Genomic DNA, 14,135 nt, shown 5'->3' with positions numbered 1-14,135 from the left:
GCCGGGAGCAGGCAGGGTTTCGTCAAAAATCGAGACGGGCTCGCGCGCGGGCGCTCAGGGGCGAGCGCCGCCGGGGCGGGAGGCGGACGTGGCCTCCTCGCGCCCGAAGCCCTGCGGGTAGTCCTTGAGGTACCGGCGCGCCTCGGCCGCCGTCCGGTCCTTGTCGCCGAGCATCTCGATCGCGCGCAGGCGCTCCACGCGGGCGATCTCGGCGAGCGGCGAGTCCGGGTAGCGGCCGAGGAGGAGGTCGAGCCGCTCGATCGCCCGCCTCGGCTGCCCGCGCCTCCGCGCCGCCATCGCGCCCTGGAGCAGCTCGTTCTCGGCCGTGAGCGAGGCGCGCGACGGGGCCTGGCGCGCGTCGCGCGGCGCGCGCGGCTCCCCCGCCCCGCCCTCGCCGGCCCCGTCGCCCCTGCCGCCCTCGCCGGCGGCGCTGTCCTGACCGAGGTCGCGAGGCGGCGCCGGCGCGTCGCCCGGGCGTCCCTCGGCGGGCCGGTCCGACCGGCGCTCCTCGTCGCGGGAGGACCACGTCTCGCCTGGGCTCAGGAAGCGCTCGACCTCGCCGCGGTGCACGGCGACCCGCCCTTCCACGACCGACACGCGCGTCTCGGCGGGCTCTCCCGCTGTATCGGGCCGCCGCTCGACGGAGAAGCGCGTCCCGTGCACCGTGACCACGGCGTCCGACGTGCGCACCGACAGGCTCGTGCCTGCCGGCAGCGGCGGCACGTCGACGGCGATCCTGCCCTGCTCGAGGGCGACGACGTCACCCGCGCGGTCGCGACCGGCGCCCACCGGCGCGAACCTCACGCGCGTCGAGGGCCCGACCTCGACGGTGGCGCCCGTCGCGAGCGACGCCTTCGCCCGCGCGCCCTCGCCGGTCCGGAGCTCCTCGTCGCTCGCGAGCGGCACGAGGGCGAGCGACGGCGGCGAGCGGGTCGCGCCCCCGGCCGCGATCTCGACCGAGCCCTGGAGCGCCGTCACCTGCGCCGCGGCGGGCGGGGCGTCGCGCGCCCGGACCACGATGAAGACGCCGGCGGCCGCCGCGGTCAGGGCGGCCGCCAGCGCCGCCGCGGCCACGGCGGCCCGCTTCCGCCGGGCGGCGCGGGCGCGCTGCTCCACCGCCTCGGCGGCGAGCTGGTCGATGCGGCCGGCGATCCGCTGCTGGAGGTACCTCGCCTGGATCCTGGGCAGCGGCGGCACCGGCTGCTCGACCAGCGCCCGCAGCGAGGCATCCACGCCGTCCGCGCCAGCCGCCGCCGCGCGATCCTCCCGGGTGGTGTCAACGTCGTCCTGCTTCATCGTGGCTCCTCGGGTCGAGCGGGGTCGCGTCGCGCCGCCGCCTCGGGTTCACAGCGCGCCTGGAGCTCCCGCCGCCCCCGCGACAGCCGCGACTGGGCCGCGGCCACGGAAACACCGGTCAAGTCAGCGATTTCATTGAGAGAATAGCCCATGGCGTGGAGCAGCAGCGCGGTCGCGCGGTCGCCGTCCATCGCCGCGAGGTGCCGGCGCAGGGCCTCGAGATCGCGCTGCGCGCTCACCTCGCGCTCGGGGTCGGCGCCCTGCGAGGGCGGCTCGGGCCCGGCGCCAGGCTCCGGCGACCCCGGCGTGCGATCGATGACCTTCCGCTCGCGCCGGCGGGCGCGCAGCGCGCTCAGCCCGACATGGCAGGCGATGACGGACGCCCAGCCCGCCAGGCTGCACTCCCCCGCGTACCGCTGTTTGGTAAGTGTGCTCACGATCTGCTCGAACGCGCCCTGCACGAGGTCGGCGTGGTCCTGCTCGCGGCAACCCAGGATCCGGTACAGGGTCCGGTCGACGACCGGCAGCAGGTGCTCGTAGAGCCGCAGGCCGATCCCTCGTTCGCCGCGCCGGAAGGCGAGCAGGATCTCCTCGTCGCTGGCGGGCGCGGGCGCGGGCTGGCCCCCGGCGCCCTGGGTGGAGACGAGCCTGAGCCGGCGGCTGGCGGGGTGTGGCTCGGCGGTTCCCATGCTCATGCACAGTAGCCGGTCCGCCCGAAAGCAGGCTGAACGGCGGAGGATCTTCCTCGATCCCGCCGCGCCGCCTCCCTGGTTTCGCCAGCGAGGAGTCCGGCCGGGATCCTTGTCGCTCTAGCGTGTCGCGCAGAGCGGCCCGAGCCCGCCCTCCAACGCGGCGACCGGCAGCCCTCCGCGCACGAGCGCCGCCTCGGACACGCGCGTGCGCCCGGCCACGGCCGCCATGAGGCCCGGGCAAAGGCGCGCCGCCGCGCCGAGCGCCGCCTGGACGGGCCGCCGCACGAGGCCGTGAGAGAGGCCGGTCGCGAGCAGCACCTGCCCGAGCACGTCGCGCGAGAGCCGGCGCTGGAACGCCTCCGCGCTCGCCCCTTCGAGGTACGCCGTGGTCGCGAGCCGCGCGCTGTGCAGCGCGATCGACATGCCGTCTCCAGAGAAGGAGGGGATGACCGCCGCCTGATCGCCGAGGCGCCATATCCCGTCCGCGCGGCGCTGGACATGGCCGTACGGGATCGCCGAGAGCGCGAGCGGCCGCGCCCGGCACGGCTCCGCGCCCGCGAGCCGCGCGTCGAGGTGCGGCGACCCCTCGCGCATCGCGCAAAGGAGGCGGTCCCAGCGCTGCCCGAGCGCGGCGAAGCGGCTCTTGCGGACGAGGAGGCAGAGGTTCGCCCGGCCGCCCTCGACCGGCTGCAGACCGGCATAACCACCTTCGAACAGCACGAGCTCCACGTGCCTGTCGAGCTCTGCCGCCTGCCGCGGCGACAGCCGCCAGTGCAGCTTGAAGGCGACGAGATCGTCCTGCAGCCCGGAAGGCCGCCTCAGGCCCCGGACGTCGTGCTTGCCGGTCGCGAGGAACGCGGCGCGCGCCTCGATCGCGCTGCCGTCCTCGAGCCGCGCCCCCCAGCCCGCGCCCGCCCGCGTGAGCGCCTGGACCCGGACGCCCCGCCGGATCGACGCGCCCGCCGCGGCGGCGCGCGCGAGCAGCGCCTCGTCGAGCACGCGGCGCGACAGGCTGAGCGCGGGGAACGGCAGCGCGGCGGCCGCGACCCGATCGCGCTCGACCAGGCGCACGGCCTCGATAGGCACCGCGCCGAGCGCCCGCAGATCGAGCCCGAACGACGCAAGGTAGAGCGCGGCCTCGCGCGACAGGAACTCGCCGCAGACCTTGTCCGCCGGGCTGGCCTCGCGCTCGATCAGCGCGACCTCGCGCCCCGCCTGCGAAAGGAGCAGCGCGACCGCCGCCCCGGCCAGGCCTCCTCCGACGACCACAGCGTCGTTCACGGGACCTTGAGCCTCCCGACGGTGAGCCGGAACGGCATCCACCATCGAACCTCGACGGCGCGCGGATCGAGCCCGGCCTCGGCGATGAGACGCCGCCAGTCGCTCGCCGAGAAGGCGCGGGCGATCGACACCGGGCCATCGTGCTGCACGAAGCGGTGCCAGCCCGCGAGGCGCGAGAGGTGGCGAAAAAAGTGATAGGGCAGCGGGTGGCGGTGCAGATCGTTGATGAACCAGCCGAGCCGCGCCTTCGCCTCCATCCAGGCGAGGAAACGGACGACCACCGGATCGGGGAGATGGTGCGTGAAGAGCGAGCTCAACACGACGTCGATGCCGCCGGGCGGCTCGTAGGCGAAGGCGTCGGCGGTGACCCAGGTGATCGGCCGGCCCGGCGGAGTCGCCTCGACGGCCGACCGGCGCGACCACGGGTTGAGGTCGACGCCGGTGAGCGAGACGGCGATGCCGCGCTCTCTGGCCCACGCGTCGATCCCCCGCAGCATGTCGCCGTAGCCGCTGCCGACGTCGATCACCTCCAGCGGCCGGTTCTCGGGCAGGCCGCGCAGGCCGCGCAGGCCGCGCGCGACGAGGCGCTCGAGGAACGCGAACGTCGGCCGGTGAGCGAGGGTCAGCCGGTTGACCTGCGCCAGATCGACGAGGCAAGCGCGGAAGTCCTCGAAGTCCACGGGCTGGGTATCCATCAGCTCGTCGAGCGTGGATCGACGCGAGAAGTCGAGGGCGCCCATCGGTCTAGTCCGTATGAAACAGCATCGTCTCGGCGGTCAAGCCTGGGCCGAACGACATGGCGCATCCGCGCATGCCCGGCCGCGCGTCAGCGACGATCGACTGCAGCACGAACATGAGGGTCGCCGAGGACATGTTGCCGAAGCGCGCGAGCACGTCGCGCGACGCCGCGAGCGCCGCCGGCCCGAGCTCGAGCGCGCGCTCGACCGCGTCGAGCACCGACCGCCCGCCGGGGTGCACCGCCCAGAGGTCGATCTCGCCTGGCGCGGCGCCGTCCAGGATCGCGCCCGCGGCGGCCTTGAGCCCCCGGTCGATCGCGCCCGGCACGCGGCCGGACAGGAACATCTCGAAGCCGAGGTCGCGGATGTTCCACGTGATGAGCTCGCGCGTCCCGGGCACCACGACGGCGTGGAGCCGGTCGAGCGCGAGCCCGATCGGCTCGGCGCTGACCACGGCCGCGGCGCAGCCGTCACCGAACAGGAGGAACGACAGCATCTGATCCATCGCGATGGCCTCCTGCAGGTGCAGCGTGCACAGCTCGACGTTCACCACGAGCACGCGCGCCTCGGGCGATGACCGCACGATATGCCGCGCGAGCTTCAGCGCGTTGATCGCCGCATAACACCCCATGAAGCCGATCGTCGTGCGCTCGACCGATGGATCGAGGCCGAAGCGCGCGACGAGATCGAGGTCGATGCCCGGCGCGGAAAAGCCCGTACACGACGTCACGATGACATGGGTGATCCGGCGCGCCGCGCTCCCGAGGTCGAGGTCGGAGACGGCCTGCGCGGCGAGCTCCGGCGCGTGCTTCTCGTACAAACGCATGCGGTCCGCGGTCGTCGGGAAGCTGCCGCGCAGGTAGAACCGCCCCGCGTCGACCGAGGCGCCGCCCACCTCGGCGCTCGGGGCCAGCACGGAGAACCGGTGTGAAATCTGCGCCTTGTCCGCCATCCGCCCGAACAGCACGCGGCTGCGCTCGTCGCTGAACAGCGTGCTCGCGAAGCGGACAAAAGAGGAGTGCACGTCGTGCGGCGGCACGGCCGTGGCAATGCGGTTGATGTAGGCGGTTGCCGGCGGCCGTCCCTTCGCGTCCGGGCCTCGGCAGGCATCATCGCCGTGCACCAGGCCTCTTCGTGAGTCGTTAAAATTGGTCACGCTCGCAAGAAGCAGGCACGGAGCATGCCACCTGCGGTGTTGCGCCGCCGACCGACGGAGGGAAAACGTGGCGTCCGCGACGTCGACGCTTTGTGGCCCACGAGCTCACGCTGGATCGTGCGCGGGAGACGTCGGCCGTTGTCATGCCGGCACCATCGTGAGCCAGTCTGCCGCCGTTCACGACGCCGTGGTGCGCCGCGCTGCCTGTCAGCTCCCGAAGGCCGCGAATCGCCCCGTCCGCGCCTGGATCACCTCGTCGAGCCAGCGCAGCAGACCCGCCAGCGGCGGCTGCTCCTGCGCCTCCCGGTGCCATCGCCGGATCTCGCGGCGCCCGGCAGGCGTCTCGATGTCGAAACCAACCTGCGTCTCCCCGGGGACGCCCATTCGTTTCGACGCCGCGTCCACCGTCGCGGCGCAGCCCAGCAACTTATCGAGCGCCGCCAGCTCCGACTCCGACAGGGGCTCCGGTCCCCGGTGGATCTCCTCCCCGAGCGCCTGGCCCGCGAGCGTCACGCTCCCCCCGGCGTCGACGCTCACCACCCACGCGCCGAACCGCCCGTTCGGGCCGTACGCCGCGCCGCCTCGGAAGACCATCCTCATGATGACGAGCATTGTGCCCCGTCGAGCCGAAGCTGAACAGCGTGGAGTCGACGGCGTCCCGGCGCTCCACAGCTCAGGCGCTCTTCGGATACTCGTCATGGTACCGCACCCAGGACATGCTGGCCGGAGCGCGTTGCCCGGCTTCGCCACGGCCGTTCGGCACCAGATCGAGCAGCTGGTACGTCGTGTTCGCGACCTCGATGCCTCGTCCGAAAGTCGAGTACGTATGGAAGACGGCGCCGTCAGCGTCCTTGTAGAAGACGCTGAACCCCGGCATGTCGGGCGGACTGCCCGGTGGCAGGGTCGCGAAATTGTAGATGGCCTTCCCCGCCTCGCGCTCGTCGTCCCGGGACGAGGCCTGGAAGTCGTAGTTGAAGTCGCTCTGACCCGAGGACACCCACTTGAACGTCCAGCCCATGCGCCGCTTGAACGCGTCCAGCTTGGCCAGCGGCGCCCGCGAAACCGCGAGCAACGTCACATCCCGCGCCTCGAGGTGCTGCACGGCAGCACCCCAGTTGTCCGCCCAGAACGAGCAACTCTTGCAGCCCGCCTCCCACGTCGGCGCGAACATGAAGTGATAGACGATCAGCTGCGAGCGCGGGCCGAACAGCTCGGCGAGCGACTCCGTGCCGCTGGGTCCATCGAAGAGGTAACTCTTCTCGACCCGAACCCAGGGCAGCGCGCGCCGAGCCGCAGCGAGCTCATCGTGCGCGCGCTTCAAAGCCTTCTCCTGCTCGAGCAGCGCCTTGCGTCTCTCGATCCAGGCGGTGCGGTTCGTGATTTCGTGCTGAGCCATGGGTGCCGTCCTTTCGCCGAGCCTCGGGCTCGCTCAGAACGTACGCTTCGCCGCAGCGCCGCGGGAGTAACAAAGCTGTCGCGATGCGCGACGCGCGATGTAAAGTAATGTAAAGGGTGCTTGAATCGATGAACCTCGGAAGCATTGATGGGCTGGCGGGAGCCTATCGCGATGGCTCCCGTCCTGGCGTGCTCGCGGCGAGCGCATGAATCCGACGATTCGCTCGCGCGGGTACGCCCTCTAGACGCGCACAACGAGGAACATGACACGATCGATTCATCACAGTACACGCAAGCTGCTGAGCCGAGCGAGTCTGGTGCTGACGTGCTGGGCGCTGAGCGCCTGCGCCGTCGCCGGGGAGCCCCATGAAGAGGCCCCGGTCGAGACAGCCGAGCTCGCGCTGACGCAGCAGGACTCGGTCTTCGGGTTCGAGAACGTGGCCGACTGGACGGCCTCGGACGGGATCCTCGAATCCTCGACGCACCACACGGAGGGCGCGGCCGCGCTCGGGCTGCGCGACTTCTCGTACGCGGAGCTGACCTCTTCGGCGCTCTCCACCCTGTCGGGCGTCACGGACGAGCTCGCGCTCGACATCCGGGTCCCCGTGAGCTCGGTCTGGGGTCAGGTGCACATGTACGTGAGCAGCCCGACGCTCGGCTTGAACAGGGCCTGGGTGGGCCTGGCCTCGCTGGAGAACGTGCCGGAAAACACGTGGAGCACGCTCTCGTTTTCGGTGCCGGCTCACCTCGAGAGCGCGTTTCAGCAGCAAGTTTCGGATCTCCGGATCACGCTGGCGCTGAACGTGCCGGAGTCCAGCACGGCTACGGTGCTCGACAACCTCCGCTTCGAGGGGGGCACGCCAACTCCGGCTTGCGGCGACGGCAGCCCCTACACCCTCGACGTCACCACCGTCCCAAACTTCAATGACGTCATCCTCGAGGACATGATTTGCACGTTCTACACCGTGTACCCGCAGCTCGTGCAGCGCTTCAACCCGGCCGCGGCCACCACGGTGGGGCTGCACATCACCGACCAGCCCGGCATCGCCTGGGCGAGCGGCACCAACACCTTCTACAACAGGCAGTTCATGCTCGACAACCCGCTGGGCGCGGACGTGGTCGTGCACGAGACGATGCACGTCGTCCAGCTCGGATACTGGGGCGAGGTCCCCGGCTGGATCATCGAGGGGGGCGCCGACTATGTGCGTGACGCCTACGGCCTCAAGAACGAGGAGGCCGGCTGGTCCATCCCGAGCGGGTGGACGTACGGGTCGCATTACCTCTTCGGCTACGGTGATGCGGCCGCCTTCTTCAAATGGATGGACGCGACGTACCGCGTGGGCCTGCCGCCAGTGGTCGACGCGCTCGACGACATCCTGCGTCAAGGGGAGTACTCGAGCGAGACGTGGGTCGACTTGACGGGCTACGATCTGGAGACCCTGTGGCAACAGTACTCGAACTACAACGCCCCGCCGCCTGCCACCTCGGGCATCACCGTGTACGAGCACGACGCCTTCGGCGGCAGGGCGGTCGTGCTCGACCGCGGGCAGTACGACGTTCTCGACATCCGCGCTCGCGCGATCGCAAACGACTGGATCTCCTCGATCCAGGTGCCCCCCGGCTACACGGTCACGGCGTACTACGACGCGGGGTACACCGGCACCTCGGTGCAGTACACCTCCGATGCGCCAACCCTGGGCGCCATGAACGACAAGATCTCCTCCATCGTCGTCGAGTGATGGCCTCGAGCGTTATCGCCGAAGCTATCGCCTGAGGCTCCGCCCCGGAGCTCATCAGCGTTGACCGAGCTCGCTCGGTCGCGTTCAGGGCACGAAGCCCGCCCCATCGGTCATCAATGTGAACGTTTACGTGGTGGTCGTTTACGGCCTGCCGTTGACGACCACGACCACGACCACGTAAACGTTCGGAGGTAGGGGAACGCGGCGCGAAGCTTGGTTAACGCCGATGCCCTCCAGAGCTACCCCGTGCCTCGCCTTGTGACGGGTGGTGACGGGCGAAGGCGCGCCAGAACGCCTCCGCCTCATTCGGTGGTGCAGTCGGGCGCCGAGCTCGGGTCGGCCACCCACGCCGCGAGACGCGCGGTCCCGGCGTCGCCCCACGCATCGTGCGCGAGCTGATTGAGCCGGCACCACTCATGACGCGTCTGCTGGATCGCGAGCGACTTCGCCGCGAGGTGCTGCTCGACGCGATCGGTCAAGGAGGTCTTGTCCTTGCTGAGCTCGTCATGGGTCATCGCCACCGGGGGCGGACAGTAGTCGCCCGGCTCGTAGTCGACCGTGCCCGAGACAAGGCCATAGGCGGTCGTCCGCCGCTGGCGGAAGGTCACGATCGCGTACTCCGGGTACGGCGCATCGTCGTCGCGAGTCACCGCCGCCCCCCTCGGCCTGTGGCCCTGCACGACGATGAAGCCCGTCGACGGCACCGGGGAGTACGGCGCGAGCGCGGGGAACGCCGTGAGCGACTGGTCCACGAGGACGTCGCCGCCGAGCTCCACCCAGTTCGTGTGTGCGTAGAAGTCCTGCACCGCGTGAAGCGAACGGGAGAACGCCAGCAATGCCAGCGCATCACCATCCAGCAGCGCGATGCCCGGGCCCAGCGCCGCCACCGCCTCGGCTTGCTTCTCGGCGATGAAGGCGGCTCCTCCGCTGAAGTTGCAGTCATCGAAGTGAGCAGCATTGCTGAAGTAGAACTCGGCGTCCGTCGACACATTGCCGACCTTCAGAGCGCCGATCACTGCAGGCTTCAGGAACGCCAGCGCGGTGCTGGTGATCTCTTCGTGGTTCGGCTCACCCGGCGCCGTTGAAAACGCATCGGCGCTCTCTCCGAGCGCCTCGGCTGTTCCAGGCTCGCCGGCGCAGCCGAGCGTCAGCGAGACCCCCAGGACTCCCACGATGAACGCAGCGTGCGGATGCATGTCTTGCAGCATGTCTTGTGCAACTGCAAAGCGCGGTCCAGGCGTGCGGGCTGAGCGTTCGTCGAGAGAGACGCGCGGAAGGAGCTTGCGTGAACGCGCTCGCGCCCGATGAGCGCACCTCATCGCCTGTCATTCCCTTCCACGCGCGAACCGCACGCGTGCCTCACTGCGGCATTCCGCCACGCGCTTCGGCGAAGAGCGCGTGTTTGGCTCAGGCACCTTCCGGGCCGTCTGGCCGGCGCTCCGGCGCCATGGCGAGGGAGATCCCCCGAGGCGGGGCTCGGTACAGTGCGTACTCGCGCGCACCCGGGGAGTCGATGTCCGGACCGGTGCTTCGTCAGGGCGGAGCGATCCCGCGGGTGGGGCTCGACGTCTCCGGAACGGCTGGACTTCCTCCTCCCCTACCGCAGCGTCGAGCCCTGCCAGGTTGACCAGGAGCGACATCGGGCGGAGCGGCGGCCCCGCGTGCCGCCGCGTCACGCGCCGAGCGTGGACGGGTCGTAGCGCGTCACCCAGGTCTTGATTTGCAGCTCGCAGAAGATCAGGCGAGGCGCAATGAAGCCTGCCTGGGCCAGGAGCGCGAAGACCTCGGCGTCCGAGGCCGGCATCTTCATCGACGCCATGGCCTTCCGTCGTTGCTCCGCCGCTTCGGGCGGCCGCCCCTCCGCGAGGGCCCGCCGGTCCTCGACGGCGCTCAGCAGCGGATCGTCTCCAGTCCGACAGCCGATCACGAAGGGCGCCCCGGGCTTCAGGCGCCCGGCGACCTCCCGCAAGAGCTCGACGCGCGCCTCATCGCCCGGGACGTGGTGCAGGACGCCGATCATCTGGGCGCCGTCGAACAAGGGCCCGCGCGCGAGATCGCGCAGCTCGCAGGCATGCAGGCTCGTCCGCTCGAGGAGGCCTTCCGCCGCGAGCTTCTCTCTCGCGACGGCGACCATCTCCGGCGAGGGGTCGACGCCCGTGAAACGAACGCCGGCCCCCGCGTAGCGCGCGAGCGGCTTCACCTCGCTCCCGGTCCCGACGCCGACGATCAGCAGCGACGCGGCCTCCTCGTCGGGGAGCGCAGCGGCGATCACCTCGGCGATGACCTGCTGCATGACGCCATAACCCGCCCAGAAGCGGCGCACCTGGTCGTCGTAGCTCAAGGCTCGCTCGCGCCCGAAGTTCACTGCGTGTTTCCCGTGCTCGTCCGTCTTCATCACGCCTTCTCCTCGGCAGACGGTCGCCCGGACCGCCTCCAGCGGAGGAGTATCACCCTTCGTGCAGCCTCGACAGGGCGGGGGTTTCGATCCGATTGGCGGGGCTTTCTGTCGCGACCCCCGCGGCCTTGAGCACACCCCCGTCCCGGCACGAACCGCCGGGAGAACGCAAAGAGAGGTTTACCCCCAGCCTCCGCTGCAGCGTGGCCGTACGGTGGGACCGGTGATGCCGCGAGCCCTTCACCGCGGGCGATGTGGGGGCGCAGAGCGCCCCGTTGGGCCACACCGGAGCCCCCCTCGGCGGGGAGACAGGCGGAAACTATCAAGAGTGCTGCTGTTTCCGGCGACCGCACGTCATCGACCGGTGTTTCTGGCGGGACGATTTCGCGGGGGCGAACCGTCGCCATCCGTCGGATGCCCCGGGATTTGGGGAGAGCGTGACGACGGATCCCACTGCCACGTTGCAGGGTCATGGGGCCACCACGTTGCAGGGTCATGGGGCCAGGGGGAGACGACGTGATCGGTCTCGACGATGCCCGAGACCGCGAAGCGTGTCGAGGTCCCCGGAGCCGGGCGCGAAGCGACCGGCGACGTCTCTCTTTTTTGCAGGGTCATGGGGCCACCGAGGCCCCCTGTAGGCTCCCGTGCAGGGTCCGCGACGCTCACGAGCAGGAAGGTCCACCCCGCCCCCGGCGGCGCCCGCGGTCACGTCGACGAGGGTGGGCCAGGCGCGCCGAGTGGAGCGAGGGGTCAGAGGCGCGGCCCCGGGCGTGACCTCGTCGCCGGGGCCGCAGCGGTCATCGCCGCTTGCTGCGTGGGTGGGTTGGCGGCTTGCTGCGCGCGGGCAGTGGCGGAGCCGTGTTGGTCTCGTCGAGCTTCGGCTTGAGCCGTGGCCTGTACGACTCGCCCTCGATGATGAAGTCGAACGCCGCGTTCTTGAACCGATCGACGGCGCTCTGCGCGAGTAGCACGTCGTCGAACATCGCGATCCACTCGGCTGTATCGCGGTTGCTCGTGACGATCATCGATGCATTGCCCGTACGTTCGAGGAAGAGCTGGTACACGTCGCGGCTCTCTTCCTTGTTCATCGCCTCGAGCGCGAAGTCGTCCAGGATGAGCAGGTCGACGGTCGTGAGCGCGACCATCTCGGCGTCGCGTGAGTTGTCGAGCCTGCTCTGGCGCAGCCTGCGCAGCATCGCGTCGGCGCGCAGAAAGCGCACGCTGTAGCCGTGCTGGCACGCGAGGTGTCCGAGCGCGCTCGCAAGGAAGGTCTTGCCCACGCCGACCGAGCCGAGAATGACGATGTGCTTGTGCTCCTCGAGAAAGCGCAGGCTCGTGAACCCACCGAGCAGACGCTTGTCGAAGCTGACCTTCGCGGTCTTGTCCCAGAGCTCCAGACGCATGCTGGGATTGAGCCCGGCGTCGCGCACGCGGCTCTCCGTCGCGCTCGCCTCGCGGCGCGCGATCTCGTCGGTCAGCAGCATGAGCAACATCTCCTCGTGTCCCATCGACTGCTTCTCGGCGAGCAGGAGGCGCTCGCGTAGCGTCGCGGCGATGCGGCCGAGACGCAAACGCTTGAGCGCCGTGACGAGCGCAGGGTCGACGTCACTGGAGCTCATCACGCCTCCTCCTTCGCCGCGGCAGCCGCCGGCGTGCGTGTCGCGAAGTGCTCGGTGCTGCGCGCGAACCGCGGCGTGGGGAGCGCAACGACCTTGCGCTCATCGGTCGACGGTGATGCGGGCGTCTTCGCCGTCTCGAGCATGCGCGCAACGCGCTGGACGTCGACGACATCGAACGCGAGCGCGCTCTGGCAAATCGCCTCGACACGCCCGCTTCCGAACTTGTTGCACAGCCGCAGCAGCGCGTAGACGAGCCGCATGCGCGTCCAGGGGAGCGGCACGTCGAGCAGCCGCTCGGCGTAGATGCCGACGTGCGCACCGCACTTCTTCGCGCTCGCGACGAGCGAGGCCACGTCACGCACCGCCGCGACGTCCTTGCCCGCGGGGTAGTCGCTCGGGTCGGTTGCGCGTTTGCCCGGCGCGACGCGCGCGTGCACCTTCACGAGCTCCGTGCCGGCGTAGATCCTCACCGACACGCTGTCGGCGCGAACGCGCACCGTGCTGCCGACGTAGCGCGTAGGCACGCTGTAGAGCGACCGGAGCACCTGCACGTGATGATCGGGGTGCACCTTCGCGTCAGTCCAGTGCGGCACGTCGAACGGCTCTGCCGGCGCCGGCTTCATCGCGCTCTTCTCGCGCGCTTCGAACACCTCGCGCGGCACCTCGCGTGTCGTGCCGTGGACGCGCGCGCCGGCGACGTCGCGACACCATCGCTCGGCGGACGTGCGCGCCTCGTCGAGGCTCGTGAACGACTCGCCGTCGAACCAGCTCTCCCGCACGTAGGCGACTTGGTTCTCTACCCGCGCCTTGTCTTTGGGCGACCTGACGCGCGCGGCATCGACGAACAGCCCGCGCGTCTGCGCGTAGTCGAGGAAGGCGGGCACGAGCACCGGGGCGAGCTCGTCGGCGCGCAGCACGATGGCCTTCATGTTGTCCGGGAGGATCACTCGTGCCATCGCGTCAAAGAACTTCCACGCTGCATCCAGGCCCGCGCACACCGCCGCTGTGGTCTGCTCGAACGACGGCCACACGAACTGGTAGCGGCTGTACGCGAGCGTCACCACCAGCACCCACAGGTTGCGAACCCGCTGCGTCGTCGGGTCGAACAGCCTGCCCATCAGGCCGAAGTCGACCTGCGCGACCTCGCCGGGCTCGGTGTCCGCGACGCGAACCGTCGGCGTCTTTTTACGCCACGCCAGCTCCTCCTTGGCGAAGCGTCGGAGCGTGTAGTAGCTCGCGCTGACGCCGTGGTCGCGCTTGAGCAGCGTGTGGATCTTCCGCAGCTTCAGCGGCCGAGTTTGGGTGAGCCAGGCCTCAATGCTCGCGCGATGCGCGCCGATCTGCTGCCACTCCTCACTGGCGTCGGGCACCGGGCGCGCCTGTACACGCTGGGCGATGGCGTGGATCTCCTCGTCCGTCGGCTCGCGGCCGCGCGGCAGGGGCAGCGTCGCTGCGGCATCGAAGTACCTGCCGACCGTCTTGCGGTCGAACCCCGTCTCGCGCGCCACGTGACGCGCGCTCTGACCCGCCGCACGACGGCGGAGCATCTCCTTGATGTCAACCATGATCAGCTCTCGGTAGGGCATCGGCCTCCTTCCGACGGCGACCCGCGCCGTCGTCGCAAGGAGCCCATTTCAGATCCCGACCGCGGCGTCCCGAGCTGGCCCCATGAGGCTGCAAAAAACCTCGGAAGCTGGCCCCATGACCCTGCAAAAAACTGGGTCACGCCCCCGCGCGGGTGGCCCCATCCTCCTGCAATTGGGGTGGCCCCATGACCCTGCAAAAAACGCCGTCAGGTGGCCCCATGAGGCTGCAAACTGGCACC

The 14,135-nt window shown here is 70.4% G+C and carries 12 protein-coding genes; 1 reads left to right on the top strand and 11 read right to left on the bottom strand.

The genetic code is table 11. The features are described from left to right. Window positions 1–54: 54 nt before the first annotated feature. The 7 genes from WME82_RS12145 to WME82_RS12115 all read right to left on the bottom strand — a co-directional run bounded on the left by WME82_RS12145 (window position 55) and on the right by WME82_RS12115 (window position 6,558). Window positions 55–1,296 carry a FecR domain-containing protein gene (locus WME82_RS12145; RefSeq protein ID WP_438042969.1) on the bottom strand — a complete coding sequence of 414 codons (1,242 nt, stop codon included), beginning with the start codon at window positions 1,294–1,296 and terminating at the stop codon, window positions 55–57. Continuing rightward, window positions 1,293–1,991 (bottom strand): RNA polymerase sigma factor, encoded by a 699-nt coding sequence (locus tag WME82_RS12140; protein WP_438042968.1) that lies wholly within the window; start codon window positions 1,989–1,991, stop codon window positions 1,293–1,295. Before WME82_RS12140 ends, WME82_RS12145 begins: the two co-directional genes overlap by 4 nt. A gap of 114 nt (window positions 1,992–2,105) precedes the next feature. Continuing rightward, window positions 2,106–3,269: an NAD(P)/FAD-dependent oxidoreductase gene (locus tag WME82_RS12135; protein WP_438042967.1), complete on the bottom strand. Its 1,164-nt coding sequence runs from the start codon at window positions 3,267–3,269 to the stop codon at window positions 2,106–2,108. Next, window positions 3,266–4,009, bottom strand: a complete 744-nt coding sequence (locus WME82_RS12130; protein WP_438042966.1) for a methyltransferase domain-containing protein — start codon at window positions 4,007–4,009, stop codon at window positions 3,266–3,268. The genes WME82_RS12135 and WME82_RS12130 overlap by 4 nt, the downstream gene beginning before the upstream one ends. A 4-nt stretch (window positions 4,010–4,013) precedes the next feature. Beyond that, window positions 4,014–5,129, bottom strand: a complete 1,116-nt coding sequence (locus WME82_RS12125) for a type III polyketide synthase (protein WP_438042965.1) — start codon at window positions 5,127–5,129, stop codon at window positions 4,014–4,016. 240 nt (window positions 5,130–5,369) lie between these two features. After that, a complete protein-coding gene (locus WME82_RS12120; RefSeq protein WP_438042964.1) occupies window positions 5,370–5,762 on the bottom strand; it encodes a hypothetical protein in 393 nt (130 codons plus the stop codon). 73 nt (window positions 5,763–5,835) lie between these two features. Next, window positions 5,836–6,558 (bottom strand): DUF899 domain-containing protein, encoded by a 723-nt coding sequence (locus WME82_RS12115; protein WP_438042963.1) that lies wholly within the window; start codon window positions 6,556–6,558, stop codon window positions 5,836–5,838. A gap of 262 nt (window positions 6,559–6,820) precedes the next feature. Between WME82_RS12115 and WME82_RS12110 the strand changes: the two genes are divergently transcribed. Continuing rightward, the gene (locus WME82_RS12110) at window positions 6,821–8,296 is read left to right on the top strand and encodes a basic secretory protein-like protein (protein ID WP_438042962.1); all 1,476 of its coding nucleotides are present in this window, start codon (window positions 6,821–6,823) and stop codon (window positions 8,294–8,296) included. Between the two features lie 302 nt (window positions 8,297–8,598). Here the strand turns inward: WME82_RS12110 and WME82_RS12105 are convergent, their stop codons facing one another. The 4 genes from WME82_RS12105 to istA form a co-directional block, all read right to left on the bottom strand. Then, entirely contained in the window at window positions 8,599–9,492 is an 894-nt protein-coding gene (locus WME82_RS12105) for a hypothetical protein (protein WP_438042961.1), read from the bottom strand. Between the two features lie 476 nt (window positions 9,493–9,968). Next, window positions 9,969–10,691 (bottom strand): SAM-dependent methyltransferase, encoded by a 723-nt coding sequence (locus WME82_RS12100; RefSeq protein WP_438042960.1) that lies wholly within the window; start codon window positions 10,689–10,691, stop codon window positions 9,969–9,971. Window positions 10,692–11,488: 797 nt separating this feature from the next. After that, entirely contained in the window at window positions 11,489–12,310 is an 822-nt protein-coding gene (locus WME82_RS12095; RefSeq protein ID WP_438038802.1) for an ATP-binding protein, read from the bottom strand. Next, a complete protein-coding gene (gene istA, locus WME82_RS12090) occupies window positions 12,310–13,896 on the bottom strand; it encodes an IS21 family transposase (RefSeq protein ID WP_438038801.1) in 1,587 nt (528 codons plus the stop codon). Before istA ends, WME82_RS12095 begins: the two co-directional genes overlap by 1 nt. Between the last annotated feature and the right edge of the window lie 239 nt (window positions 13,897–14,135).

This window comes from Sorangium sp. So ce128 (genome assembly GCF_051525245.1).
Taxonomy (GTDB): domain Bacteria; phylum Myxococcota_A; class Polyangia; order Polyangiales; family Polyangiaceae; genus Sorangium; species Sorangium cellulosum_B.
This window is presented reverse-complemented; position numbering and strand designations above follow the sequence as displayed.